Annotated in this window: 20 protein-coding genes; 2 read left to right on the forward strand and 18 right to left on the reverse strand. The window is 62.8% G+C overall.

The window, feature by feature from the left end; genetic code table 11:
* Positions 1–511 precede the first annotated feature (511 nt).
* From J2887_RS00080 to folE, 5 genes are all read right to left on the reverse strand, one after another.
* A complete protein-coding gene (locus tag J2887_RS00080) occupies positions 512–826 on the reverse strand; it encodes a hypothetical protein (RefSeq protein WP_227173210.1) in 315 nt (104 codons plus the stop codon).
* Positions 827–904: 78 nt separating this feature from the next.
* Positions 905–3154 (reverse strand): putative bifunctional diguanylate cyclase/phosphodiesterase, encoded by a 2250-nt coding sequence (locus J2887_RS00085; protein WP_324197234.1) that lies wholly within the window; start codon positions 3152–3154, stop codon positions 905–907.
* Between the two features lie 321 nt (positions 3155–3475).
* Positions 3476–3916: a CoA-binding protein gene (locus J2887_RS00090; protein WP_227173211.1), complete on the reverse strand. Its 441-nt coding sequence runs from the start codon at positions 3914–3916 to the stop codon at positions 3476–3478.
* Between the two features lie 2 nt (positions 3917–3918).
* Positions 3919–4299, reverse strand: coding sequence for a dihydroneopterin triphosphate 2'-epimerase (folX, locus tag J2887_RS00095; RefSeq protein WP_227173212.1), 381 nt, complete (start codon positions 4297–4299; stop codon positions 3919–3921).
* A gap of 13 nt (positions 4300–4312) precedes the next feature.
* On the reverse strand, positions 4313–4879 hold the full coding sequence (folE, locus tag J2887_RS00100) for a GTP cyclohydrolase I FolE (protein ID WP_227173214.1): 567 nt from the start codon (positions 4877–4879) through the stop codon (positions 4313–4315).
* 214 nt (positions 4880–5093) lie between these two features.
* Between folE and J2887_RS00105 the strand changes: the two genes are divergently transcribed.
* Entirely contained in the window at positions 5094–6011 is a 918-nt protein-coding gene (locus J2887_RS00105) for an alpha/beta fold hydrolase (protein WP_227173215.1), read from the forward strand.
* Here the strand turns inward: J2887_RS00105 and J2887_RS00110 are convergent, their stop codons facing one another.
* Positions 6012–7073 (reverse strand): sensor domain-containing diguanylate cyclase, encoded by a 1062-nt coding sequence (locus J2887_RS00110; RefSeq protein ID WP_227173217.1) that lies wholly within the window; start codon positions 7071–7073, stop codon positions 6012–6014. It lies immediately after the preceding gene.
* A gap of 220 nt (positions 7074–7293) precedes the next feature.
* Here J2887_RS00110 and J2887_RS00115 point away from each other — a divergent pair, with 220 nt between their 5' ends.
* Positions 7294–8385 carry a patatin-like phospholipase family protein gene (locus tag J2887_RS00115; RefSeq protein ID WP_227173219.1) on the forward strand — a complete coding sequence of 364 codons (1092 nt, stop codon included), beginning with the start codon at positions 7294–7296 and terminating at the stop codon, positions 8383–8385.
* Here the strand turns inward: J2887_RS00115 and J2887_RS00120 are convergent.
* From J2887_RS00120 to pilG, 12 genes are all read right to left on the reverse strand, one after another.
* Positions 8382–9824 (reverse strand): PAS domain-containing protein, encoded by a 1443-nt coding sequence (locus J2887_RS00120; RefSeq protein WP_227173220.1) that lies wholly within the window; start codon positions 9822–9824, stop codon positions 8382–8384. The two genes, J2887_RS00115 and J2887_RS00120, sit on opposite strands and share 4 nt — an antisense overlap.
* A 70-nt stretch (positions 9825–9894) precedes the next feature.
* The gene (znuB, locus tag J2887_RS00125; protein ID WP_227173222.1) at positions 9895–10707 is read right to left on the reverse strand and encodes a zinc ABC transporter permease subunit ZnuB; all 813 of its coding nucleotides are present in this window, start codon (positions 10705–10707) and stop codon (positions 9895–9897) included.
* Entirely contained in the window at positions 10694–11467 is a 774-nt protein-coding gene (gene znuC, locus J2887_RS00130; protein WP_227176191.1) for a zinc ABC transporter ATP-binding protein ZnuC, read from the reverse strand. The genes znuB and znuC overlap by 14 nt, the downstream gene beginning before the upstream one ends.
* Positions 11460–11951: a Fur family transcriptional regulator gene (locus J2887_RS00135; RefSeq protein ID WP_227173224.1), complete on the reverse strand. Its 492-nt coding sequence runs from the start codon at positions 11949–11951 to the stop codon at positions 11460–11462. Before J2887_RS00135 ends, znuC begins: the two co-directional genes overlap by 8 nt.
* An 82-nt stretch (positions 11952–12033) precedes the next feature.
* A complete protein-coding gene (locus tag J2887_RS00140; RefSeq protein ID WP_227173226.1) occupies positions 12034–12501 on the reverse strand; it encodes a chemotaxis protein CheW in 468 nt (155 codons plus the stop codon).
* Positions 12502–12512: 11 nt separating this feature from the next.
* On the reverse strand, positions 12513–13565 hold the full coding sequence (locus J2887_RS00145; protein ID WP_227173228.1) for a chemotaxis protein CheB: 1053 nt from the start codon (positions 13563–13565) through the stop codon (positions 12513–12515).
* A complete protein-coding gene (locus tag J2887_RS00150; protein ID WP_227173229.1) occupies positions 13565–21517 on the reverse strand; it encodes an Hpt domain-containing protein in 7953 nt (2650 codons plus the stop codon). Before J2887_RS00150 ends, J2887_RS00145 begins: the two co-directional genes overlap by 1 nt.
* Before the next feature lie 11 nt (positions 21518–21528).
* Complete coding sequence (locus J2887_RS00155) at positions 21529–22428, reverse strand: CheR family methyltransferase (protein ID WP_227173231.1); 900 nt, start codon at positions 22426–22428, stop codon at positions 21529–21531.
* A 27-nt stretch (positions 22429–22455) separates the two neighbouring features.
* On the reverse strand, positions 22456–24531 hold the full coding sequence (locus J2887_RS00160) for a methyl-accepting chemotaxis protein (RefSeq protein ID WP_227173233.1): 2076 nt from the start codon (positions 24529–24531) through the stop codon (positions 22456–22458).
* A 79-nt stretch (positions 24532–24610) separates the two neighbouring features.
* The gene (locus tag J2887_RS00165; RefSeq protein WP_227173234.1) at positions 24611–25156 is read right to left on the reverse strand and encodes a chemotaxis protein CheW; all 546 of its coding nucleotides are present in this window, start codon (positions 25154–25156) and stop codon (positions 24611–24613) included.
* A gap of 19 nt (positions 25157–25175) precedes the next feature.
* Complete coding sequence (gene pilH, locus J2887_RS00170) at positions 25176–25538, reverse strand: twitching motility response regulator PilH (protein ID WP_227173236.1); 363 nt, start codon at positions 25536–25538, stop codon at positions 25176–25178.
* A gap of 35 nt (positions 25539–25573) precedes the next feature.
* Positions 25574–25966, reverse strand: coding sequence for a twitching motility response regulator PilG (gene pilG / locus J2887_RS00175; RefSeq protein ID WP_227173238.1), 393 nt, complete (start codon positions 25964–25966; stop codon positions 25574–25576).
* Positions 25967–26095 lie beyond the last annotated feature (129 nt).

Genomic DNA, 26095 nt, shown 5'->3' on the forward strand with positions numbered 1-26095 from the left:
GTATTTTTTTAAAGAGAACGTGCCCTAGAAAACCGTGATTACGGATTCAGTTTGAGAGACTCATCGACGATCCGAAAACCTGATCAGCTACTACATCTAACTAATCGAGTTCACGGTATTTTCCCTCAAAATATCAAGTACCGCCTGTTCATCTTCTTGGAAATAGTAAGTATATAGAATTGCTGCTGGATCCCTAGCTCGTTCACAGTAATTAGAATCCTTTATTAATGAGAAGAATTTCGTCTCCTTTTACATAATGGTTGCGATAACAGTCTCGTCCCTATTACCTAAGGGGTACCCTTAAAACTGATCTTCCCCATCGTATATCTCGAGGACGTTAGCAACTTCGTGTACGGTAAACCGCACAATAGTGAGGCGTCCTTTTCGAATGAGTCCATCAGGAATTTCAGTTTCAAGTAGCTGTGTAATCCCCCATTTTTAACCGTTCTTTTGAGTAGGGGTTAAGCTATCCGCGGTAGCCTGGATGGGCTATCCCTCCAATAGTCCCAAGTCATTTTCGAGATTGGCAGAGAAAAACGCCGCAGTGGCGGCACTGGTCAGGCGCCATCAGTTTGGCCTGCCAGCCGATCTTGACGCCGCAGGCGGGGCAGGCCAGGCGCAGCTGCAGGATGATGATGGGGGTGACCAGGGCCGCCAGCAGCAACCCCAGAGGTCCCCAGCTGTCACCACTGGACAGGCCCAACTGGCTGCTGAAAATCAGCACCACGATGAGGGCGAAGAAGGCGAAGATGAAATAGCCCTGGTTGCAGGCTTCCCAGCGACGCAGGCGGCGGTCTTGTTCGGCGGTCAGGTATTGATTGGGCATGGTACTTCCGTCGGTGTCTGACAGGGGATTGTGTGAGGTTGTACCGACAGATTCAATCTTCGGTTCACTGGATGGGTTCTATTCGCTGACCAGCAGGCCCTCGTCCCGCAGCATCTGTTCCAGCAGCAGCGGCTGGATCGGGCGGCTGATCAGGTAACCCTGGGCCAGGTCGCAGTGGTTGTCCCGCAGGAACTGCAGCTGGGCGTCGGTTTCCACCCCTTCGGCGACCACTCGCACGCCCAGGTTGTGGGCCAGGTTGATCACCGCCCGGGTGATGGTGGCGTCATCCCGGCGTTCGGTGACGTTGGTGATGAAGGAGCGGTCAATCTTCAGCAGATCCACCGGAAAGTCCCGCAGGTAGGCCAGCGAGGAATAACCGACCCCGAAGTCGTCGATGGCCAGGTGCACGCCCAGCTCATGCAGCCGCACCAACTGGTTACGGTTGTGTTCGATGTTCTGGATGAAGATCTCTTCGGTCAGTTCCACCTCCAGCCGGCTGGCCGGAACCTCGTGGTGGCTCAGGGCACGCTGGATGGTGTCCACCAGATCGTCCTCGTCGAGCTCCCGGCCTGAGAGGTTGATGGCGATGCGCAGGTGACTGAGGGGGCCGTTGCGCCACTGGGCCAGTTGGCGACAGGCGGCATCGACCACCCAGCGGCCAATGTCGGTGATGCGACCGTTCTCCTCCGCCAGGGGAATGAATTCGAATGGTGGGATCATTCCGCGATCCGGATGACGCCAGCGGATCAGTGCCTCGGCGCTGTTGACCCGACCACTGGCCAGATCCAACTGGGGCTGCAGGTGCAGCTCGAACTCGTTCTGGGCGAGGGCCTTGTTGAGGTCCTTGTCCAGCTCCAGGCGGCGGAGTTCCCGATCCAGCATGCCCTCGGTGTAGAACTGGTAGCCGTTGCGGCCGTTTTCCTTGGCCCGGTGCAGGGCGATGTCGGCGTTGCGCAGCAGTACATCGCCGTCGAGGCCGCTCTGGGGATAGATGGCGATGCCCATGGTGGCAGTGATGTGGTGGGTCTGGCCCTGGATGGCAAAGGGCTCGGCAAAGCATTTCTGGATCTGTCCCAGTAGGTGAATCACGTCGTCAATCTCTTCGACGTGCTGCTGGCAGATCATGAATTCGTCGCCGCTGGAATAGGCCACCATCACCAGTTCGTCGCTGAGGGCATTGAGTCGGCCGGCGACCTTCACCAGCAGCTCGTCACCGAACTGGTGGCCGAGGGAGTCGTTAAGCATCTGGAAACGGTCCAGATCGATCATAAGCAGGGCCAGCTGGTGCTGTTGTCGCTCTGCCAGCATCAGGGTATGGGCCAGGTCTTCCATGAAGAAGCGGCGGTTGGCCAGGCCGGTGAGCGGGTCGGTGGACTCCAGCCGGGCCAGGTCCTGCTGGATGACTTCACGCTGGTGTATTTCCTGTTCCAGGGTATGGCGGGTCTTGAGCAGATCCTGATTGCGTTTGAGCACCAGTTGCACCAGCAGCCCCAGCAGGCTCATCAGCAGCCCCATCACCAGCAGGGTCACGAAGGTCACCCAGGGCAGGTTGCTCTGGTGCTGGGCCAGCCAGTGGACGGTCGGTGTCAGGGTCAGTTCCCAGGTGACGTTGGCCAGAGGAATGGTCACGGTGTGGCTGTACTGGGAGCGGACCGGCGCGTCCGGACTCAGACGGTACGCCGGGCGGCCATTCTCGACGATATCCACATGGAACTGCTGGCGAACCCGGTCGGTCAGCAGCAGAGTGGCCAGGCTCTCCATCCGGAACACTCCGGCGATAAAGCCGCGGTTATCCTCGCCGGCGCCAATGGGGGCGTAGATCACCAAGCCGGTGCCCCCCTGTTCCAGCTCGATGATGCCGGTGGTGTCCATCACCCCCTCGGTGGCGGCGTTTTCCAGTGCGGTGCGGCGGGCCTCGGAGAAGGCGACGTTGAAGCCGATGGCGGCAAGGTTGCCGTCGACCGGCTCCAGCCAGCGGATGATGAAGTTGCGGTCGATCCATTCGATGGCCTGGTAGACGTCAAAGTCTTCCAGGTAATGGCGGGCATCCTCACGCCACAGCCGCTCTTCCATGATGGCGGCGTCGGCCTGGCGACCGGCCATGCGGTCAATGGCGTCGATGTGGGCGCGAAAACGGGATTGCAGTTCCCGCGACATGGCATCGGCCTCGGTGGCCAGCGCGCTCTGCAGTTGTTGCTGCTGTTGTTGGTCGGAGCCCTGCTTGAGGGCGATGGCGGTGATCAGAAACAGCAGCAGAACCAGGGCGGGCAGGGCCGGATTGAGCATCACGGCGGCAAGCTGTTGGGATCTTGGTCTGGGAAATTGCACGGAAGGCTCCACACCCGTGGGCTTAGGCGCCCTTGCTCAGTCTGCTCAGGGGGCTGACGGGTCCATTCCGGCTTCCCGGCCTGCCACTCTCCCGGTATTGGGACGGTATCAATTTATCACTGCTAGTATAGGAAATCTCGCGGTCACTGATCAGCCATCGGCAGTGCAGCGAGGGCAAGGCCGACCGTCAGCGGAAACGCTGTTTTATCCTGCCGCTGTGTCCGCACCGTGTTCCTCCTGCCTAGCGTTGTATCTATATAAGATCAAACAGTTAGAAGTCGCAACTGCTTTTTGATGCGATTTTGATACGACGTGTCGATCCTATCTCGGGGTCATGTCTTGGTGCTCCAGTCCCAGTCGGGGAATTTCCCGCTTGGGGCAGCGATTCATCACTACCGTCAGTCCGGCCGCCTCGGCACGGGCGGCACCGGTCTCATTGATCACGCCAATCTGCAGCCACAGGGCGGGAATGTCCAGTTCGATGGCCTCATCGATCACGGCATCGGTGCGTTCCGGGGCGAGGAATACATCCACCAGGTCTGGACGGCATGGCAGCGACGCCAGATCGGCGGCGACGGTTTCTCCCAGCAGCGGCTCGCCCGCCAGCCGCGGGTTGACCGGCAGTACCCGGTAGCCCTGCTGTTGCAGGTACGCCATCACCTCATGGCTGGGGCGCTGGGGTTTGTTGCTGGCGCCCACCAGGGCAATGGTGCGCACGGACTGCAGCAGCGATCGAAGCTGCTCTGGCTGGTTACTGGGCATGGTCAGTGGTCCCGATGGGCCTCCAGAGAAACGGATACCGATTCGGCGTAACGTAACGCATGGGGCTTGTCGATTTCCACCCGCGCCCAGCACACCGGCTGGTGGTCCATGACAATCGCCAGCACCTCATGGGTCAGGCGCTCCAGCAGGGCGAAGCGGTTGCCGTCCACGTGATGGATGATCTGCTTGGTGATGGTGCGGTAGTTCAGCGCCGATTCGATTTCGTTACGGTGGATGGCATCGCTGGCGTCGTAGGTCAGACAGACGTTGATGCGGACATCCTGCTGGTTGTTGATCTCTTCGTCCTTAATGCCAATGTAGGTTCTCAGCAGCAGGTCTTTAATACGGACGGTGGCCAGTTGGCTGACATCGGATACGGCCATGGTGTCTCCCGGGTTAGCGTTTTTGGATCAGGGTAAGGAATTCGGTGCGGGTGGCCTGGGACTGACGGAAAGCCCCCAGCATCACCGACGTTTTCATCAGCGAGTTCTGTTTCTCCACGCCCCGCATCATCATGCACATGTGCTGGGCTTCAATGACCACTGCGACGCCGCGGGCGCCAGTCACCTGCTCAATGGCTTCGGCGATTTCGCGGGTCAGGTTTTCCTGGATCTGCAGGCGCCGGGCGTACATGTCCACAATGCGGGCGAACTTCGACAGCCCCAGAACCTTGCCCTGGGGCATGTAGGCGATGTGGCACTTGCCAATGAATGGCAGCAGGTGGTGCTCGCACAGGCTGTAGAGCTCGATATCCTGGACCACCACCATCTCATCCATGGTGGACTCGAAAATGGCGCCGTTGACCAGCTCATCGAGGGTCTGTTGGTAGCCGCGGGTGAGGAACTGCATGGCCTTGGCCGCCCGCTTGGGGGTGTCCTGCAGGCCTTCACGCTGGCTGTCTTCCCCCAGGTGTTCGATGATCTGGCGGTAGTTGTCTGTCAGTTGGTCGAGTGAGTCGGTCATGGCCGTGACGGTGTCCTGTCTGTCGTTGTCAGCTCTACAGCTTAAGCGAAACCATTCGCGGGCTCCATGCAGGAGCTGCTTATTAATTACGGTGCTCCGGAACAATCCGACCACGCCAACAGGGCCTTAATTGGCAAAATGCCTCTGGCAATGATGACGTCACATGTCCATTGGACTAAAGTGGCAGCTTAACAATTGTTCGGGGAGAGACTTGATGGAACAGGAATTTCCCGTCGTTCTGGAGCGCAGCCCGGCCCAGGCCGATGCCCTGACCCTGGAGGCCTGGCAACAGGGTGGCAAGTGGTTCCGTTACGACGGGCACGCCATTTTCAGCCGTATGGAAGGCCAGGGCGAAGACCTGGTGCTGGTGCACGGCTACCCCACCGCGAGCTGGGACTGGTCCCGGCTATGGCCGTTGCTGGTGCCCCACCATCGCGTGCTGACCCTGGACCTGCTGGGCTTCGGTTTCTCCGACAAGCCGCCTCACCACAAATACTGCATCGAAGACCAGGCCGACCTGATGCAAGGCTGGCTGGAGGGGCTGGGGGTGCGCCAGGCTCACCTGCTGGTGCACGACTATGGCTGCAGTGTGGCCCAGGAGCTGTTGGCGCGGGAGCAGGAAGGCCTGCTGCCGTTCCGCATCGCCAGTGTCTGTTTTCTCAATGGGGCGCTGTTCCCGGAAGTCCATCGGCCGCTGCTGATCCAGAAGCTGCTGGTGGGGCCGATGGGAGGGCTGGTCAGCCGGGGGCTGTCACGACGCACCTTCGACAGCCAGTTCCGGCGTCTGTTCGGGGGCCGGCACTGGCCGTCCCAGGCGGAGCTGGACGACTTCTGGCAACTGCTTACCTACAACAACGGCCGTGGCATCCTGCACCGGCTGATCCGTTTCATGGAGGAGCGTCGCTGCCACCGCAACCGCTGGGTCAGTGCGTTGCTCAAGGCCGACCAGCCGATCAAGGTGATTTATGGTCGCTCCGACCCCATCTCCGGCGTTGCCATGTGCCGGCGGTTCCAGGAACTGGACGCCAGCGTCGACAGCCAGGCGCTGCGGCGCGTGGGGCACTACCCGCATTACGAGGCACCAGTGGAGGTGTTCGAGGCCTATCAGGCGTTCCGCCAGCAGCGCGACTGATCAGATCGGCGTGGCGTCCGTGGGCAGTCCGTTCCGGCGATTGAGCAGATCGCGGCTGCTGACCATCCGGTTACGGCCTTGCAGCTTGGCCTGGTAGAGCGCCTGGTCGGCGCGATTGAGCCAGGTGGACCAGGTTTCCCCCCGTTTCACCTCGGTGACGCCGGCACTGGCGGTGACCTGGATTTCCCGCAGGAACGGCGCCGCGCTGATGTTGCCAATCAGTTGCTGAGCCAGCTGTTCCGCATCCTTCTGTCGGGTCTCCGGCAACACCAGCATGAACTCCTCGCCGCCAATGCGGAAGGCCTGATCGCTCTCCCGCAACCGCTTGCGAATCCGATCCGCGACTTCCTTCAGCACCTGATCGCCCGCGACATGGCCCCAGCGGTCGTTGATGTGCTTGAAGTGGTCCAGGTCCAGCAGGATCATGCTGGATACCCGCTCGTAACGTTCCCGCATCTGGATCTGGCTGTTGAGGATGTCCGCCAGTTGCGAGCGGTTGAGGCAGCCGGTCAATGGGTCGGTGGTGGCGAGGTGGATCAGCTCTTCTTTCAGCCGACCCACCAGCCAGGCAAACACCAGAACAAACACGCAGGTCAGGCCCAGAGAGAAGGTGATGCGCCAGAACGCCGGCTCCGGAAAGGTGAGGAAGGAAATGCAGGCCATGATCGCCACGAACACCACGTTGCAGGCAGTGGATTCCCGCAACGGCAACAGGAAACAGCAGGCGGCGATGCCGGGATAGGCCCAATAAAGCCCGGTGTGGCCATTGATTGCGGTGGAGTAGGCGGATGACGTCAGCGCCAGCAATACGAACGGCCAGCCCCTCAGGAAATACACTTGCCACCAGCGCAGACAGACGATCACCAGCACCGAGTTCAGGCTGAACAGTGCCAACAGAATGGCCAGCAGGGTGTGATCCTGACGCCACTGCACCAACACCAGGGGGGCCACCGCGATCAGGGCCCAGAAATGGATGTGGTAGATGATCTGGCGACGGAATCCGAGGATCACCAGGGTGGGGTTGGTGGTTGCTTTGGTGAATGCAACGTTTGGAAACGCCAAGGGATACTCCTGACAGTCGGTTGTGACACCCTCTTCCGCGCTGAGGGCTCGTGCTGAGTCTAGCACGGCCTTGGGGGGGGGACGATGGTTGGAATAGCACTGGTTCACGGTCACAAAGGTCGGGCAACGGTTGCGTGGATCCGTGTGATCGGGCCGATGGTGGCGTAGCGGGAACCGTCTTTGCTTGGTTACACTAGTCGGTTCACCTGGAGGAAGTGATATGACCGCAATTCATACCCGGCCACCGGCGCTGACCGTTCGTGCCGGTCGGCGGGCCCTGGCGCGTCTCAAGGCCGAGCCGCTGACGCCAGCGGACGTGCACGTGATTCCCGGCGCTGCCGGTGGTCCCAAGGCTCTGGGGCTGACGGGCCTGGATAAGGCAATCTTCGGCGACTGGCTGCCGCGGGCGCCCCAGGAAAGGGCATTGATCGGTTCGTCCATTGGTAGCTGGCGGTTTGCCGCGGTGGCGTCCAGCGACGACCCCAAGGCCCGGTTGGCGACGCTGGCGGAGCTTTACACCTGCCAGCGCTTCTCCAAGGGGGTCAGTGCCGCCGAGGTCAGCCGTAAGAGTGTGCAGTTCCTGGAGCAGTTGCTGGCGGGGCGGGAGGACTTCCTGCTCAAGCATCCCCATTACCGCCTCAACATTGTGGTGGTGCGCAGCCGTGGGTTGCTGGAGCACGATAGCCGTGGGCGTCTGGGGCTGGGGCTCATGAACGCCATCAGCGCCAATATGGTGAGCCGCCGGCACCTGGGGCGTTTCATGGAGCGGGGCATTGTCCACGACGCCCGCCTGCCGCTGCCGATGGCCAAGCTGGTGGATTTCCCCAGTCACCAGGTGGAGCTGAATCGGGACAACCTGTTGCCGGCCCTGCTGGCGTCGGCGTCGATTCCACTTGTGATGTCCGGGGTGCGCAACATTCCCGGTGCCCCGGAGGGCGTCTACCGTGACGGCGGGCTGCTCGACTACCACCTCGACCTGCCCTACGAGCAGCCCGGTGTGGTGCTTTACCCCCACTTCACCGACCGGGTGATCCCGGGCTGGTTCGACAAGTCCCTGCCCTGGCGCCGTGGTGACGCCACCCGGCTGCAGGATGTGCTGCTGATCGCGCCTTCGCCGGAGTACCTGGCGTCGTTGCCGGACCGCAAGTTGCCGGACCGCAAGGACTTTGAGCGTTACCTTGGCGACGATGCCGGCCGTGAGAAGGCCTGGCGGGGCGCAGTGGCCGCCAGCGATCAGCTGGGCGAGGAATTCCTGGAGCTGGTGGACAGCGGTCGCCTGAAGGATGTGCTGCGGCCGCTGGAAGGGCGTTAGTCTTCCCTGGCAGGGCTGTGCCGCGGTACGGCGCTGAGGCGGTATCCGGTGCAACCGTCGACCGGATGCAGTTGGGCCAGCACCCGTACCGTGACCGGGACGGGCTGGTCGTCAGCTCCCAGCAGGTCCAGATCAATACGTTGCATCTGCCGCTCTTCCCGTGCGGCTTTCAGGGTAGCGATAAAGTTGTCCCGGTAGGACGGTGGCACCCGCTGGGCCAGTGATTGCCCGCTGAGTTCGGCCACGGCAATGCTCAGCATGTCGGTGGCGGGCTCGGAAACGAACCCGATCCGCAGGTCTTCGTCCAGCTCGCAGACAAACCCACCCACCAGCCGGACCAGGTCACGGCTGCGGTCGCCGCTTTCCGCCAGTGCCTGGTGCAGAATGTGTTTTTCCACGCCAATGTTGTCGAGGCGCTGAGTGAGCTGTTGTCGGCTCTGATCCGCCAATGCCCGCTGGCGCTGGTCCCGGCGTCGGCCTGCCAGCAGCCAGGCCACCAGTATCGCCGCGAAGGCAGAGCTGGCCAGCCCCACCAGCCAGATGGTTTGCCGGCTGCGGGCGGTGGCCTGCTGGAACAGCCCGTGGGCGGGCACGGTGGTGACCATCCACTGACGGTTACCGACCCGGACCTCGGTACGCAGTGTCTGTGCGGGCAGGGCTTCACCCGACAGCGGGTATTCGAACAACGGGGCTTTGGTGTGCTGGGTCAGGTCATGGACCTTGACTCCCAGCTGGGCGGTGAGTTGACCGCCAAGGGTGGCACCCAGCCAGCGCTCCGGGGCGATAGCGACGGCGATCACCTCGTTGCCGGAGGCGGGTACAAACAGCCGAATGGTCTGGGCCGGCGTGCCATCGAGCTCCAGGCTGGCCAGCGCGGTGGCGGTGGGAGTCTGCTCACTCAGGGTGGTGGCCAGTTCCTGTCGCCACAGCGGCACCGAATCGGCGAGGATGCCGGCGGTGGTGCCACTGGTGCTGCGGGCCAAGGCCCAGCGCACCACCAGGTACTGGTCTCTCTCGGGAGCGGCATCGTCCGTTGCCTCCGACTGCCAGTCGCGGAACCGTACCGGCTGCTGGGCTTCCTGGCTGAGCTGGGTCTCGACAAGGTCCCGCAGGGCATCGGGGATACGGCGAATCACCTCCACGCCCCGAACGTCCGGATAGTGTTCCAGAAAACCGGTGGCCTGGTGCCGAAACTGCTGCAGCGAGTTGATCCGGGCGTCGGCCAGGCGGCGGGCGCTCTCCTGCATCAGTGCCAGGCGTTGTTCCAGCACCAGGGTGTAGCCCAACTGCTGTGCGGCCAGCCAGCGTTCGGTCTGGCGGCGGGTATCGTCCCGACTGCTGACATCCACTTGCCAGGTCAGTAGGGCGCCGGCAAGCACCAGCGCCAGGGGTAGCAGAGTCAGGGGGGACAGCAGGGGTTTGATGCGCGCCAGGCTCATGGTCGTCTCCGGAGAATCCTTTCTCACTGTAGACCAGGCCTCCGGGCTAGGGAAATGGCGGTGGCGCGGTTCAGGTCCGGGGCTGGCGCACCACGCCGTAAACCAGCACGAACAGGGCGAAGGCGGACACCACCACCGATGGCCCGGCAGGGCTGTCGGCAAACCAGGACAGGCTCAGGCCTCCGGATACCGCCAGCATGCCAATCACCACCGCTAGCAGCACCATCGCCTCCGGGGTCCGCGCCAGCCGTCGGGCGGTGGCGGCGGGAATGATCAGCAGCGCGGTGATCAGCAGTACGCCGACGATCTTCATCGCCACCGCAATCACCAGTGAGAACATCAGCATCAACGCCAGCCGCAGCCGTTCCACCGGAAAGCCTTCCACTCGCGCCAGTTCCTCGTGGATGGTGGCCATCAACAGGCCGCGCCAGAGCCGGTACAGCAGGATCAGAATGATGGTGGCGCCGCCGTAGATCCAACCCAGGTCGTTGCGGCTCATGGCCAGCAGGTCGCCGAACAGGTAGCCGCTGAGATCCACCCGCACCTGGGGCATGAAGCTGAGGGTGACCAGACCAATGGCCAGGGCGCTGTGGGCGAGGATGCCCAGCAAGGTGTCAGTGGCGAGGGTACGGCTGCGGGCCAGCACCACCAGCACCAGCGCCAGGGCGACGCAGGTGCCGGCAATGGCCAGGTTCAGCGGCAGCTGGAACAGGAACCCCAGGGCGATGCCCAGTAGCGCGGAATGGGCCAGGGTATCGCCGAAATAGGCCATCCGCCGCCACACCACAAAGCAGCCCAGAGGACCGGCAACCAGGGCGACGCCGAGGCCGCCCAGCAGCGCCCGCCAGAAGAAGTCACCCAGAATCGCATCAATGAACGCCATGGTGGCTGCAGCCCTCGACAGGTTGGGAGTCGACCACGTCTCCGTGAAGATCGTGACGATGGTTGTGATGGTGGTGGTAGACCGCCAGGCTTTCCGCCACGGTCTGGCCGAAGGTCTCGATAAACGCCGGATCGGTGGAGATATCGGCAGGGTAGCCACTGCAGCAGACATGCTGGTTGAGGCAGATGACCCGGTCGGTGGCGGCCATCACCAGGTGAAGGTCGTGGGAGATCATGATAACGCCGCAGTTGAGCTGGTCCCGGAGGGCGCGGATCAGGTCGTAGAGGGCGGCCTGACCGTTGATGTCGACGCCCTGGGCCGGTTCATCCAGCACCAGCAGGTCGGGGTTGCGGGCCAGGGCGCGGGCCAACAGCACCCGCTGTTTTTCACCGCCGGAGAGATGGTGGACCGAGGCCTCGAACAGGTGATCAACCCCGGTCTGGCCCAGGGCCTGGCGGCAGGTAGCGGCGGACTCACCGGTGAGCATCAGAAAGCGGCGCACGCTCAGGGGCAGAGTCGGTTGCAACTGCAGATGCTGGGGCACGTAGCCGATGCGGGCCTCCGGTTTACGCCAGATGGTGCCACTGGTGATGCGCTGGATGCCCAGTACCGATTTGATCAGGGTGGTCTTGCCAGCACCGTTGGGGCCGATGATGGTGACAATGTCCCCGCGGTTGAGGGTCAGGTTGATGTGATCCACCACCGGCGGGCCATCGAAGCGGACACAGACGTCGCTCAGCGTTACCAGCCGTTCAGTCATCATCGGTGTCCGCAAGGCAGTTGGGGCACTGCCCGGCAATTTCGATGGTGGTGTCTTCTGGCTGAAAGCCTTCGCCGGCCGCCGCGCTGCGGACGGCGTTACTGACGTCCGGTGCGGTCAGCTCCAGAGCGTTGCGGCAGTGCCGACAGATCAGGAACACACTGGTGTGGTGTTCGCCAGCGTGATTACAGCCGATGAACGCGTTCAGCGAGGCAAGACGATGCACCAGCCCATGCTGCAGCAGAAAATCCAGCGCCCGGTAGACCGTGGGTGGCGCGGCGTTGTGGCCGTCCTCGGCCAGCGCTGCCAGCAGGTCATAGGCGCCCAGCGGTTTATGGGATTGCCAGATCAGCTCCAGCACCCGCTCCCGGGTCGGCGTCAGCCGCGCGTTCTGCGACTGGCAGATACTGCGGGCGTCGGCCAGCGCCTGACTGACGCAGGCGGCGTGGTCGTGAGGGCGATAGGGCAAGGCGTTGCTAGACATGATGACCGCACGTTTGGGGAAAGATGAAACATTATAACATCCAGCCCTACGGTCGTCATGACAGCGTCGCCATCGTTCCCGATCAGTGGGTCCGCGCGGCTTCCAGTGCCAGCTGCTCGAGGTATTCCAGGTTGGGAATGCTGACGTGTTCGCCCTCCACGGTCACCATCATCAGGTCGGCGGGGCCGGCCTCGTCATCCACCGTCTGTACCTGATCGCTGGCCAGCCGGGTCTGGCTGGGAATGCCCTGGGTCACCACTGCCAGAAACGGCAGGCTGCTGTGGTTCTTGCCAATGGTGTTGAGTACCGCAATACGGCCGCGGTTGCCGGCGGGCATCCGCGCCTCACCGCCGTTGGCGGCGTCGTAGGAAATCACCGGCAGCCGCTGGCCCCGCCAGTCCAGATCGCCCAGCAGCCAGGCCGGGGCGTCGTCGCGGGTCTCAATGTGGTTGCAGTCGACAATCTCCGCCACCGAGACGTTGGGCAGCAGCAGTTGCCGCTCACTCATCGGGATCATGACGCAGGGGAGGATGTGGCTGGTGTCATTCATGGTTCGGTTCCTCAGGCGGAATCCCGTTGGTGCCGGCGCTTGAGCAGGCAGGATTCTTCAATGGTTTTGACGAGTTCACGGGCCAGTTGCGCTGGCGTCCCGGTAAAGCTGGTGCAGCCGGTTTCCGCCACCGAGTCCGGCATGGAACTGTTGGCGCAGCTGGCGCTGTCCTGGACCCAGATGCGACCGCCGTGGGCGCGCAGCAGCGGCGCCGCGATGGCGCCGTCGTTACCCATGCCGGAGAACAGGATGGCGTGACAGCGGGGGCCAAAGTGATCGCCGACGTTCAGCAGCACCTGGTCGATGGACGGGCCATAGGGGCCGGGCCAGGGGGTGGCTTTCTCGGTCAGGGTGCCCTGATGGGTGAAGGTCCACTCATGCTCCACCGGCAGCAACACCACGTCGCCGTTGTTGACGGTCATGCCCTCTTCGGCGTGGCGAAGGCGGTAATGGGCGTGTCGCCCCAGCACCCGGGTCAGCACCTCGGTAAAGTTGCCGTCGATGTGCTGGGCGTAGACAAAGCCCACCGGCAGGCCGGCGGGCAGATGGTCGAGAAAATCCTTGACCGCGGCAGGCCCACCCAGGGACGCACCCAGCACCCAGACTTCCTCTGCCGGCCGGTCCTTGGCTCCGGGGGTGATCCAGTGCGGCAGTTCCAGGTTGTCGGCGGGGGCCGGGTCGGTGCTGGCGAGTTCTTCCAGGCTGTCTTCGGAATCCAGTTCCTCCAGCGACCCCAGGTGTTTCTCCAGCTTGTGCTGCAACCGCCGTTCCCAGCGGAAGTAGTCGGTGCCGCCGGGCCTGGGCGCCGGGTCGACGCCGAACAGTACCGGGGCGTCGGTGTTGCCCAGCAGGTGATCAAACAGTGCCGGATGGTCGGCCTCGTCCTCCAGGGTGATCAGCCACAGCTGCGCGTCGGGCAGTGGCGAGTACACCAGCAGGCGGCTGGGGTCACCGCTGAAGCCGCCGGCCAGGCCGAACTTGGCCAGCGCCTCCTGCAGCCGGTGGCGCTGGAGAACGCTGTCGGAGACCACCGCCACCGTGGGACGGCCGCACCGGCTGGCCATCAGTTGTCACCGGTCAACCGTTCAATCGTGTCAAGCAACTCGGATTCCTGGAACGGTTTGCCCAGGTATTCGTTGACACCGATCGACAGGGCCCGCTCCCGGTGCTTCTGACCGGTTCGCGAGGTGATCATGCAAATCGGGGTGTCCCGGAGGGCTTCGTCGTGGCGTACGAAACTGGCCACTTCGAAACCGTCCATCCGCGGCATCTCGATATCCAGCAGGATGATATCCGGCCGGTGGTCCTGCAGTTGGGCGACCGCATCGAGGCCGTCTTTCGCGGTGACCACCTCCATGCCGTTGCGTTCCAGCAGGCGTGAGGTCACCTTCCGAACCGTGACCGAGTCGTCCACCACCATGACGACGGTTGCGCTCTCGTCGCGGCGGCCGGATTCCTGGGCGCCTTCCTGTTCGGCCAGACGCTGGCGCTCGGACAGAATGTCGGAACGGATCATCGCCGGCAGATCGAGGATCACTACCACGTTACCGTCACCGAGGATGGTTGCCCCGGATACGCCCCGGACTGAGCTGAACTGCGGTCCGAGGGATTTTACAACGATCTCGCGGGAGCCCATCAGGCTGTCCACCTGCAGCGCCATTGGCTGCTCGGCGCCGCGCACCAGGATCACCGGCAGCGGCAGGGCCTGGCCCTGGAGCTTGGGCTGGTGGTCACTGTTGAGCAGGCTGCCGAGGTACTGCAGGCGGTACTGCTGGCCGGCGTATTCGTACATTGGCGCTTCCGGCTTGTAGTACTCCTCCAGCTCGTAGGTGCTGACCCGCACGATGCCTTCGATGGTATTCAGCGGGATGGCGTAGAAGTCCTCGCCGGTGGACACCATCAGGGCGCGGTTGACCGATACTGTGAACGGCAGGCGCACGGTGAAGGTGGTGCCACGGCCGACCGCCGATTCGATGTCGAGGGCGCCGCCAAGCTGCTTGATCTCACTGGCAACCACGTCCATGCCGACACCACGGCCGGAAATCTGGGTCACCTGCTGGGCGGTGGAGAAGCCCGGCTGCAGGATGAACTGCAGGATCTCACGATCGCTGAGGTCTTCGTCCTCCCGCATCATGCCCTGGCGCACCGCCTTGTCGCGAATCACGCTGGTGGGGATGCCCTTGCCGTCGTCGACCATCCGCAGTACTACATCACCGCCCTCACGGGTCAGTGACAGCACCACCTGACCGGTGTCGGGCTTGCCGGCGGCCTGACGGTCGGCGGGGGCTTCGATGCCGTGATCGAGGGCGTTACGCAGCATGTGCTCCAGTGGGGCAATCATCCGTTCGAGGATGTTGCGGTCCATTTCACCCTCGGCGTTGCGAACGTCGAATTCCACTTTCTTGCCCAGCTCGCCGCTGATCTGACGCACGATCCGCCGCAGTCTTGGCACCATCGACGCGAACGGAATCATCCGCGTCTTCATCAGGCCTTCCTGCAGTTCGGTGTTGATGCGGGACTGCTGCACCAGCAGGGTTTCGGTATCGCGAATCCGGTCCGCCAGGGTTTCCCGCAGGTCCGCCAAATCCGATGAGGACTCGCTCAGGGCCCGGGACAGCTGCTGGATGGAAGAGTAGCGGTCCATCTCCAGCGGGTCGAAGTCGTCGCCGTAGTCGGGGCCATGCTCGCGCTCGGTGCGGAACAGGATCTGGGCCTCGGTCTCGATGTCCATCCGCCGCAGCTGCTCGCGCAGACGCTCGATGGTGGCGGCCATCTCGTCCAGAGTGTGGCCGAAATCGCTGGTCTGCTGTTCCAGGCGGCCACGGGTAATACTGGTTTCCCCGGCCAGGTTGACCAGCTCGTCCAGCAGCGGCGCCGATACCCGGATCGACTCCTGGTTGCCGCCGCGGTTGGCGGCCTTGGCTTTCTTGGCCGCCGGCTGAGTCGGTTTGGGCGCCGCCGGGGCCTTGGCCTTGGCGGGCTTGGCCGGAGTCTGGGTGGCTGCCGGCGCCGGCGCTGGCTGGGTTGCCGGCTGGGGCGCGGGTGTTTCCGGGGTCGCGGCCTGGCTCTGCTGCTCGTAACGGTCGCGGACGTCGCCGACCTGGGCGACCAGGGCGTCGTAATCCCGGGTAATGGTCTGCCAGGTGGCCTCGTCCGGCGCTTCCCCGCCGAGCGCGATCAGCTGGGATTCCAGGCCATGGGCCTGATCCCCCAGTTTCGGCAGCTGCGACAGGCGGGCGCCGCCCTTGAGGGTGTGAAGCACCCGCTGGGCTTCCTGGTTGAAGTGGTTATTGGCCGGCTCCTTGTGCCAGTCGGCGAGCAGTTGTTCGAGCTGATCGATCAGCTCGCCGGCTTCTTCCAGGAAGATCTCGATCACTTCCAGATCGGGCGCGTCGTCGTCCTGGGCAGTGGCGTCACTGGGCGCAGACACTTCGTTACCGCCGCGGACCTCAGTGAACGCCTCCAGCAGGGTGGTTTCCGGCGGTGGCTGGTGGCCTTCTTCCAGGGTCGCCAGCATGCGCTTGAGGGCGAGGTTGGCACGACTGCTCAGTTGCAGCACGGTGTCCTGGTTGCCGGTACCACTGATCAGCGCTTCCAGCGTTTCTTCCCAGCCCTGGGCCAGATCGGCCACGCTGTCGACGTCCGCCAGGCGGGCACCGCCCTTGAGGGTGTGCAGTTCCTGCTGCAGCTGGGTAATGCCGGTGAGCTGTTCGGGCTCTTCGCGCCATTGCGCCAGGCACTCGTTGATGGCCTCGTGAATCTCCAGACCTTCATCGAGGAAGATACCAATCAGGTCTTCGTCCACCGGCTCCAGATCCGTCACCGGTGACTGCTCGCGGCTGGCCGCGGCTTCGGTTGACGCGGCAGGTGCATCCTTCACCGAAGGAGCTTCAACCGGGGCACCGTCCATCACCGCACGGACCTCAGCCACCAGCTCCTGGGCTGGTGGGCAGGGCTTCTGGGTGGCTACCTGTTCCACCATCTGGGCCAGCCGATCGTGGCAGGCAAAGAGCAGGTTTACCATCGGCTCGGATGCGGCCAGGCGACCTTCCGCTACCTGCTCGAACAGGTCTTCCAGCACGTGGGTGAGGTCGCCAATGGCATCGACGCCGGCCATGCGGGCGCCACCCTTGAGGGTATGGACGTCACGCTGCAACTCGGCGGCGATGTCCCGGTTATCGGGGTTCTCGCTCCAGCTGTGCAGGGCACTGCCGGTGGAGTTGATCAGGTCGTAGGCTTCCTCTAGGAAGATGCCGACCAGCTCCGGGTCCAGTTCGGAGAGATTGAACTGGTCGTTGTGGGTCTCTTCCGGGATTTCCGCTGCATCCGGTTCGGCCACAGCGGCCGGTATTTCGGGGAGCTCCAACTCGATCTCGGCGTCCCCCACCGGTACCGGGCTGTCGTCGCTGAGGGCATCACGCAGCGCCTGCAGCAGTTCCGGCGCAGCCGGACAGGCGCCCCGATCGGCGATGGTCTCGACAAAGGCGGCCAGTTGATCGTGGGCACGCAGGGCCAGCTCGGTGCGGGCCGGGGTCGCCGCCAGACGGCCCTCGACAATACGCTCGAACAGCGTTTCCATCTCGTGGGCGATGTCGGCAACCGGGGTAATCTCGGCCATGCGGGCGCCACCCTTGAGGGTGTGCAGTTCCCGCTGCAGTTCTTTCACCAGATCGGCCTGTTCAGGCTGCTCCTGCCACTGGTACAGCAGTTCGGCACTGGTGTTGATGATCTCGCCGGCTTCTTCGAGGAAGATCTCCGCCAGCTCCGGATCCAGACCTTCCAGACCGCTGTCGCCGGACTCGGCGCTGTCGGTGGAGTCAGCGGCTGCCGCCTCTTCACCGGCATCGGCGCTGGCATCCGCATCGGCGGCGGGACTGGTTTGCGGTTCCGGCTGCTCACCCCGGAGGTAACCCTGGATGGCCGCGATCAGTTCGTCGGCCGGTTCCGGGGATTGTTGCTGTTCAATACCGTCCACCATGTTGGCCAGGCGGTCGTGGCACAGGAACAGCAGATCGCCGAGGGTGTCATTGGCGGCCAGCTGGCCGTCAGCCAGGCGCTCGAACAGGGTTTCCAGCTCGTGGGCGAGGTCGCCTACCGGGGCAATGTCGGCCAGCCGTGCGCCACCCTTGAGGGTGTGCAGATCCCGTTGCAGGCCGCGCAACAGCTCGTTGTTGTCCGGTTCGGACTGCCACTGCTGCAGCGCTTCGCCGGTGCTGTCCACCAGGTCGCGGGCTTCTTCCAGGAAGATGGCAGCCAGTTCCTGGTCGTCGTCTTCCTCCAGTGCCGGCAGTTCCGGCAGCTCATCGTCCTGCTCCGGCAGGGTCAGCTCGAGGCTTTCGTCGATGGCTTCCAGATCGCTGTCGAAGGCGTCGCTGAGTTCGTCACTGGCGGCGCTGTTCGCCAGCTGCTCCTGCAGCTGCTGCAGTTGCGACATCAGCGCTTCATCCGGCACCGTCGCCAGACCAGCGGCAACCTGATCCATCATGTCGATGAGATGATCATGGCCGGCCTTGGTGGTGGTGAAGAAATCAGCATCTGGTGTGACCTGGCTGAGTTTGGCGTGCTCGTAGACCGTGGCCAGGGAGCCGGCCAGATCGGTGACATCGTTGAGACCAACCTCGCGTCCGCCCTGGGCCAGGTGCTGCAGCTCCTGGATCAGCGTGTCGAGACGGGCGTTCCGATCCGGGTGACCGGCCCAGTCATCGAGAATGTTGTCGGCATCCAGCAGAATGTCCAGCCCCTCGTTGAGGAACAGTTGGACCAGTTGTGGATCGGTCTTGGGCTTGACTTCAGTGGCTTCAGTCTCGCGCAGGTTGCCAACGGTATGAGCTGCCAGCTGCGCCAGTCGCTCCAGGAAATCGTCGGTGCCGGCCAGCTCCGCCTGCGGGTTTTCGCGGATCTGGGCCAGGCCCTGCATGATGAATTCGCAGGCGTCGGCCATCAGTGCCAGGGCTTCGCGGTCAGCTTTGAGATTGGCGGCACGGGCGTCTTTGACAAAACGTTCCAGCGGCGTAATGACCCGGGCGATGGGGTCGATGGACGCGGTGTGGGCGCTGCCCTTGAGGGTATGCAGCGCGCGGGAGACGTCGTCGGTGTAGCTGGCGGTGGCCTTGTCGCCGGCGGATTCGAGGAAGTCCTGCAGGGTTTTGAGGTGGGTTTCCGCCTCACTCTCGAAAATGTCCAGCAGCACCGGATCGGCCAGATCGTCTTCGTCCAGGCTCAGATCGCTGCCGCCCGCCGCCATGGTTTCCGCCGGCTCCTGCTCGTGCTCATCGTCGTCGGCGCCGGGCATGCTGCGGGTATCGGGGATATCACCGTTGGCCAGGGCGTTGGCCCGGGACTCCAGCGGCGCGGTGTCGATCGAGGCCGGCCGGCGCAGCTCGAAATCCTTGACCAGACCGGGCACTTCCTCGGTGACGTCGGTCAGCAAGCGGGCAACATTCTCGTTCATCAGGATGCTGCCATCGATGACCCGGTTGAGCATGTTCTCCACCGCCCAGGCCAGTTCGCCCACGGCGTTGGCGCCGACCATCCGGCCACTGCCCTTGAGGGTATGGAAGGCACGGCGGATTTCGGTGAGGGCGCTGCGGTCATCAAGCTGACGCAGCAGCATGGGCAGGAATTCACGGATGGTGTCGAGCACTTCCGCGGCTTCCTCGATGAAGATCTCGACAATTTCGTCGTCGATCAGATCGTCTTCTTCGGCCTCCGGTGCGCTGGCGGTCGCCGCTTCCGTCTCGTCGGCAGTTTCTGGCTCAGTGACCGGGGCATCGACCGTCTCGTTGGCGGCTTGCGGTGCTGCGGCAGGCGCCGTATCCGCGCTGATCTTGCTGGTGGTGGCAAGGGCTTCGGCGCGTTCAATCAGCCCGGCGACATCGCCGTCGGCACGACCCTGGCGGAAGTCCTGGATCAGCTGGGGCAGGCGCTCGTTGACTTCGTCCACCAGGGTGAACAGGTCATCGCTGGCGCGGACTGTCTGGTCGATGACCCGATTGAGCAGGTTTTCCACCGACCAGGCCAGTTCCCCAAGGCTGCTGGCGCCCACCAGGCGACCACTGCCCTTGAGGGTGTGGAAGGCGCGACGGACTTCGGTCAGCGCTTCGTGATCGTCATGGTGCTGGCGCAGGCGTGGGTAATAGTTGCGGATGGTGTCGAGCACTTCCTCCGCCTCTTCCACGAAGATGGCAAGGATCTCGTCGTCCAGCAGTTCGGCGTCCGATTCCTTGGCCGTGGTGGCAGCCGGCGCTTCCGTGGGTGTTTCTTCTTCGCTATCAATGGCTTCCGCAATCGGCGCTTCGGCCTGCCAGGTTGGCTCGGCGCCAACCGGGAAGCCCAGGCTGGCGAGGCTGTCGGAGGCGACGGAAAGAATGGAATCGCTATCGCCCATGCCTTCGGCCAGGTGCTCGAGGTAGTACTCGATGCTGGTGATGGCGTCGGCCAGGGAATCCAGTTGTTTCCAGTCCGGTACCTGTTTGCCGGTAAGCAGTACATCGGAGATGTAGCGTTCTGCGGACGCCAGCATGTCGGCCACCCGGTCCAGCGGCACCAGCCGGAGACCGCCACAGATGCTGTGCAGCAGTCCGGGAACGTGCTCAATCTCGCGCTGATCCCACTGGGAGGCAATGAAGTTGACCACTGCGGTCTTCACCTGCTCCAGGGTGTTGCGGGATTCCCGCAACAGGGCGGTGTTGGCTTCGCCCAGTTCCTGGCTGCCCAGGTTGAGGCTGCCACTGTCAGAGTTGGCTGGTGTCTCCACCGCCCGGTCGCTGTCGAGACCGGCAAGGCTGGCTTCGACGTAGAGCAGGGCGCCGGCAATGTCCATCAGGGTGCCGTCATCGACGGTGGCCACCTGCTGGCTGAGTCTGCTGACCAGATCGATCTGGTCGTTGACCACCTGGCGGGGAATGCCCAGCCCCAGGACGGCGAGGGTGTTGGCCACCTGGCGCAGGCCGGGCAGCAGCTCACCGAGCTCGTCGTTCTGGCGGAATTCGGCGCGGACGAACAGGTCAAGCTGGTCTTTCAGCTTGGCAAGCTCTTCGTTAAGGGCGCTGACCACCGAATGAATCGCTTCCCGACCCGGGCCGGAGACCCGGTGACGGGCTTCGGAGACGTCGTCCTCGGAGGGCAGGGCGTCGTCCAGTTTGAAGGTCTTGCGCAGCTCCCGGACAAAGGGCGCGTCCAGGTCGCGGGCGCGGGCAACGTAGTACAGCAGGTGCTTGAACATCGCTTCCGGCAGCGGCTGCTGGAGGATGTCCACATGCTCTTCGATCAGTCGGCGCAGCTCGTTGTCCAGCTCCCGGAGGATGGATTTGGCCGCGGTGTTGACCGGATTGTCGCCACTTTGCAGGGTTTCCACCAGGCCGCCGGCGGCACGCCAGAGCTGCTCCCGGGGGGTGCGCTGACACAGCTTCACCAGCCGCTGGATCACCTTCTGCAGGTAATCAAACTGGGCGCCAAGGTTTTCCTCGCGCACCACGCCGGCGAGGGCGAACTGGTACATCTGCCGCAGTTTGCGCAGATGGCCGAGCACCTTGGGGTCCTGCAGCCGCTGCACCGCGCTATCGGACACGGGCTGTTGCACCGGACTGAGGTCCGGTTTGAACAGCGAGGTGTCGGACAGCAGGGCCTCGCCGCGGGCAGCCCGCAGGTCGTTCAGCAGTGGCAGCAGTACCAGCGGGAAGTCGTCCCGGCTGCTACCCAGGTGTTCCAGGTATTGCGGTAGCTGCAGGATGGCCTGCATCAGCACTTCAACGGCGTCGTCGACGTTGGCCACGCTCTCATTGAGTACGGCGGTGGTCAGCTGTTCCATCTCTTCGGTCAACAGCGCAGCGCCGTAGAGCTCCACCATCTTCAGGGTGCCGTGCACCTGATGGAGGTAGTTCAGGCAAAACCGCAGGCGTGCGGTGTCGTCGCGATTTTCGACGAATGCCTCAAGCGCCTGCTGACCCTGAATCAGCGTGTCCTGTATTTCTCCCCGAACCCAATCCAGGGCGATGCTGTCATGGTGATTGCCCATAACCACTCCGGTTATTCTTCGTCAGACTGGCGACGAATCCACGCCAGTACATTCTCCGAGGGAACCCGTTGCAGGCCGGGAGGCTGCCAATCGGTCAGCTCTCCCTGGCCGAGGACGAGTAAACCCCCGGGCGCCAGCCGCTCTGCTAGTCGTTTCACGATCTCCCGCCGCCGCCAGCGGCGGAAGTAGATCAGCAGATTCTGGCAGTAAATAATGTTCATGCCGTGCATGGGCGCGTGTTTCAGGTCCAACACGTTGAGGCGGGTGAAACACACCCGCTCCCGTATGCGTTCGACGATCTCCACGGAATTCCGCTCGGCGGGGCGGAAATACCGGGTTTTCAGCGCCTCATCCATACCCAACAGCTTGCGGGCGTTGAACAGTCCCCGCTGGGCCTTGTCGATGGCCGGTTTACTAATGTCCGATCCGGTGATGCCAAACAATGGCGGCAATTCCAGCTGGTTCATGCTTTCGTTGAGCAGCATGGCCAGGGTGTACGGCTCTTCTCCGGTAGAGCAGCCGACACTCCAGGCTTCCAGCGGACGCTGTTTCAGCACTTCCCGCGGGCGGGTGAGGATGTAGTCCGCCACCAGCTTGAAGGCATCCGGATCACGGAAAAACCGGGTTTCCTGGACGGTCAGCCGGTCCACCAGAGTGGACCACTCGACCACGGCGTCCGGACTGGACACCACTTTCTCGTAATAGGCCTGATAGCTGCTGCAGCCGATCTCGCGCATGCGAATCCCGAGGTTGGTTTCGAGAAACGACTTGCGCTCGGGCGCCAGGGAAATGCCGGTACGGTGCTCAAGCAACGTCTGCCACTGGTCGAACTGCGCCTCGTCCATATCTGGGAGTCGGCGCATCGACCAGCTGCCGGGAGCGGTGGACAGGTCGTTGCGGGTGGCAGCCATATACCGTCATTCGCCCTGGTGCGGCAATCAGCTGACCACCGGCACGTCTTCCAGTTCTTCGGCTTCGTGCTCGGCGGACTCTTCCTCCGGCAGGGTGAAACCAGCCACCGAGGAACGCAGTTCGGATGCCATTTCCGCCAGGTTCCCGATCGATTTCGCGGTGGCGTTGGTACCGGACGACGTCTGCGAGGTGATTTCCTGGATGACGTTCATGGTGTTGGAAATGTGGGCCGCGGACGACGACTGCTGACGTGCGGCGTTGGAGATGTTCTGGATCAGCTCCGCGAGGTTCATCGATACGTTCTCGATTTCCTCGAGGGCGATACCCGCATCCTGAGCCAGGCGTGCACCACGGACCACCTCGGCGGTGGTGTGTTCCATGGAGATAACCGCCTCGTTGGTATCGGACTGGATCGTCTTAACCAGGGCTTCAATCTGCTTGGTTGCTGCGGAGGAACGTTCCGCCAGGCGCTGAACCTCGTCCGCAACCACCGCGAAGCCTCGACCGGCGTCACCGGCCATACTCGCCTGGATAGCGGCGTTCAGGGACAGGATGTTGGTCTGGTCGGCAATGTCGTTGATCAACGATACGATGTCACCGATCTCCTGGGAGGACTCACCCAGACGCTTGATCCGCTTGGAGGTTTCCTGGATCTGCTCACGGATGTTGTCCATGCCGCGGATGGTGTTCTGTACCACTTCCGCGCCTTTCTTCGCGATCGCAACCGACCGCTCCGCAACCGCGGAAGACTCGGCGGCGTTGGAGGATACCTGGTCGATGGACACCGCCATCTCGTTCACCGCCGCAGAGGCGCCGGCGATTTCCTGAGCCTGGTGCTCGGAGGCGTCAGCCAGGTGCATCGCAGTTGCCTGGGTTTCCTGGGCGGCTGAGGAGACTCGTACCGCGGTTCCCCGAATCGCCTGTACCAGGCCACGCATCTGGTCGATCGCGTAGTTGATGGAGTCGGCGATGGCACCGGTGAAGTCCTCGGTTACCGTGGCCTCAGTGGTCAGGTCACCGTCCGCGAGGTCGGCGAGTTCGTCCAGCAGTCGCAGGATCGCGTTCTGGTTCTGTTCGTTCTGTTCCTGGGTGGTGGACAGACGGTCCTGGGCTTCGCGGTAGATGGTGATACCGATCAGTACCACGATACCGATCATGCCGGCCAGGATGATGAAGGCCAGAGTCGGGCTGACCAGACGGGAGCCGGCATCGCTACGGAACTGGTCGGCCAGTACCGAGATGTCGTCCAGCAGGGTCTGGGAGTTCTGGAAAATGTCGCTGGCTGCGGTACGGACCTTGAAGAGGTCGGGAGAAGCTTCAAGGATCGCGTCTACGTTCTGGCGTACGAATTCAAACAGCTCAGATACGGCTTCCAGGCCGTAGATGGCGTCTTCATCGCTTACCATGGTGATGCCCATGGCGGGGTTACCGTCCACCTGGCCTTCCAGTACGCGACCGAACAGGCTGGCGTCGCGACCGAAGCGGTCAGCGGCGATAACGGCGTCTTCATCACCGGACAGTACGTTGTTGACCGAGCGCACGATCCGCTCTGCCAGCAGGGACTGGCGTTGGGCCAGGGCGATCTGTTCCGCCGGGGCGTCGTTGTCGAGCAGGATCTGTACGATGTCGTCGTACTCCACCTGCAGCTGCGGAATCGTTTCGTTCAGGGTCTGGGCGACCTGGTGCAGGCCGAGCACGGCATCCTGGGTGGAGAGGATGCTGTCAGCGTTGGCGCGAACCGCGTCCCATTTGGCCTGGACGCCACTGTTGGCGGCCAGCTCACTCGCCGGCAGGCCGGTTTCCGGGTTACCTTCGACGATGTAGCTCCAGAGCTGGGCAAACTCGTCACGGGAGCGGCGCAGCTGGTCGAAGGCTTCCTCGGTACCGCCGGCGGCCTCCGTGGCGTTTTTGGCGATCTCCTGGGACAGTACCCGCAGCTCCGCGGCGTGGGCGATGTATTCCTGGTCGTGCTGGCTTTCCCTGTTGATAATGAACAGGACCACGACGAGCAGGACGGTTAATGCGATCAGCGCCGCGATCAGGCCGGCAACCAGCTTGTTGCCTCCCTGTCCCATGCTGATACTTCCGGCTCTCTTTTTCATCTTCTGGCTCCCGGCCTTTTCGTTGGCAAGTTAGGTTCTGTGGTTAGCTGGATGGGTGATGGTGTTCCTGCCATTGCCATCACCACTGGGCAACATCCAGAAAGCGTTCGTCGTTAACCAGTCCGGTGGTCGAGAACACTTTCCAGGTCTCGTCGTTGCGTTCATAGCCTCCCTGAACGAAAGGCTGAACGACTTGAGGAACATTGCTCGGCTCGGCGTCGAAGCTGTCTACCGCGAAGTACTGCATGCCGGAGACGCCATCGACCACCAGGCCACTGAACACGTCGCCCTGTTCAATCACCAGTACCCGGCGTTCCCTGACGCTGCGGGCACTGCGTGGCAGATCGAAGAAATGGGCCAGATCGATCAGTGGCAGCAGGCGGCCACGGACATTGGCGGCCCCCATCATGAACGAACGAACCCCCGGTATATGGGTGTACCGGGGGACGTGAAGGATCTCGACCACTTCACCCATCGGGGCGACATAGCGTTCGCCGGCGAGGGTAAAACCGATGCCGTTCCATAGCTCTATGGCTTCCTGCTGTTCCGGCAGGCCTGCCGCCATGGAGCGGCTACGTTGGGCGATATCCGTCAGAACGGCAAAGGGGGCGGCCTGGGCGGACATGCTTACTCCATTCGAAGAATCAGGCGATCAGACTGTTGATGGTTTTGATCAGATCGTCTTCGTTCACGGGCTTGACCAGGTAACCCTTGGCACCCTGGCGGGTACCCCAAACCCGGTCGGTTTCCTGATCCTTGGTGGTGACGATAACCACCGGGATAGATGCGGTCTCCGGCGCACGGGTCAGCTGACGGGTAGCCTGGAAGCCGTTAAGGCCAGGCATGACCACGTCCATCAGGACCAGGTCCGGGCTGTCAGAGCGGGCACGAGCCACGCCGTCGGCGCCGTTGTCGGCGGTCAGGACCTCGTGGTTGTGCTTCTCAAGGATGCTGGAGATCTTCTTAACCTCGGTGGGGGAATCGTCAACGATCAGAATGCGGGCCATGGTTTCCTCAAACTAGTTCTGGGTGTCAGCAGCGATCACTGTTCCGCCTGGGGAACGTACTGACGGATGGTATTGAGCAGTTCGTCTTTGCTGAACGGCTTGGTCAGGTACTGATCCGACCCGACAATGCGACCTTTGGCCTTGTCGAACAGGCCGTCCTTGCTGGAGAGCATGATCACCGGCGTTTTCTTGAAGGCAGAGTTGTTCTTGATCAGGGCGCAGGTCTGGTAACCATCCAGCCGGGGCATCATGATATCAACAAAGATGATGTCCGGTTGGGAATCGGCGATCTTGGCGAGAGCGTCAAAGCCGTCGGTAGCCGTGATGACTTCACAGCCCACCTTCTTGAGCAGTGTTTCGGCGGTTCGACGAATCGTTTTGCTGTCGTCAATCACCATGATCTTCAGATTCTCGAAGTTGTCATCCATTGTCCAACTGCCTTGCGCTCAATAACATGATTTGGATCGGGGTTTTAACACACTCTGGAAGGGTGATCTATAAGCCCCGCTTCTTTATAGAGTATCGATGGCCGGAGAAAAAGCATAAGTTTGTGACCA

The sequence above is a fragment of the Marinobacter sp. CA1 genome, from assembly GCF_020546665.1.
Taxonomy (GTDB): Bacteria; Pseudomonadota; Gammaproteobacteria; order Pseudomonadales; family Oleiphilaceae; genus Marinobacter; species Marinobacter xestospongiae.

What these genes read in the sequence shown, in the direction of transcription:
- J2887_RS00160 (WP_227173233.1), bottom strand. Translation starts at nt 24,531, where the DNA reads ATGAAAAAGAGAGCCGGAAGTATCAGCATGGGACAGGGAGGCAACAAG.
- J2887_RS00135 (WP_227173224.1), bottom strand. Translation starts at nt 11,951, where the DNA reads ATGTCTAGCAACGCCTTGCCCTATCGCCCTCACGACCACGCCGCCTGC.
- pilH (WP_227173236.1), bottom strand. Translation starts at nt 25,538, where the DNA reads ATGGCCCGCATTCTGATCGTTGACGATTCCCCCACCGAGGTTAAGAAG.
- znuB (WP_227173222.1), bottom strand. Translation starts at nt 10,707, where the DNA reads ATGGCGTTCATTGATGCGATTCTGGGTGACTTCTTCTGGCGGGCGCTG.
- znuC (WP_227176191.1), bottom strand. Translation starts at nt 11,467, where the DNA reads ATGACTGAACGGCTGGTAACGCTGAGCGACGTCTGTGTCCGCTTCGAT.
- J2887_RS00120 (WP_227173220.1), bottom strand. Translation starts at nt 9,824, where the DNA reads ATGAGCCTGGCGCGCATCAAACCCCTGCTGTCCCCCCTGACTCTGCTA.
- pilG (WP_227173238.1), bottom strand. Translation starts at nt 25,966, where the DNA reads ATGGATGACAACTTCGAGAATCTGAAGATCATGGTGATTGACGACAGC.
- J2887_RS00115 (WP_227173219.1), top strand. Translation starts at nt 7,294, where the DNA reads ATGACCGCAATTCATACCCGGCCACCGGCGCTGACCGTTCGTGCCGGT.
- folX (WP_227173212.1), bottom strand. Translation starts at nt 4,299, where the DNA reads ATGGCCGTATCCGATGTCAGCCAACTGGCCACCGTCCGTATTAAAGAC.
- J2887_RS00090 (WP_227173211.1), bottom strand. Translation starts at nt 3,916, where the DNA reads ATGCCCAGTAACCAGCCAGAGCAGCTTCGATCGCTGCTGCAGTCCGTG.
- J2887_RS00150 (WP_227173229.1), bottom strand. Translation starts at nt 21,517, where the DNA reads ATGGGCAATCACCATGACAGCATCGCCCTGGATTGGGTTCGGGGAGAA.
- J2887_RS00155 (WP_227173231.1), bottom strand. Translation starts at nt 22,428, where the DNA reads ATGGCTGCCACCCGCAACGACCTGTCCACCGCTCCCGGCAGCTGGTCG.
- J2887_RS00165 (WP_227173234.1), bottom strand. Translation starts at nt 25,156, where the DNA reads ATGTCCGCCCAGGCCGCCCCCTTTGCCGTTCTGACGGATATCGCCCAA.
- J2887_RS00080 (WP_227173210.1), bottom strand. Translation starts at nt 826, where the DNA reads ATGCCCAATCAATACCTGACCGCCGAACAAGACCGCCGCCTGCGTCGC.
- J2887_RS00145 (WP_227173228.1), bottom strand. Translation starts at nt 13,565, where the DNA reads ATGGCCAGCCGGTGCGGCCGTCCCACGGTGGCGGTGGTCTCCGACAGC.
- folE (WP_227173214.1), bottom strand. Translation starts at nt 4,879, where the DNA reads ATGACCGACTCACTCGACCAACTGACAGACAACTACCGCCAGATCATC.
- J2887_RS00140 (WP_227173226.1), bottom strand. Translation starts at nt 12,501, where the DNA reads ATGAATGACACCAGCCACATCCTCCCCTGCGTCATGATCCCGATGAGT.
- J2887_RS00105 (WP_227173215.1), top strand. Translation starts at nt 5,094, where the DNA reads ATGGAACAGGAATTTCCCGTCGTTCTGGAGCGCAGCCCGGCCCAGGCC.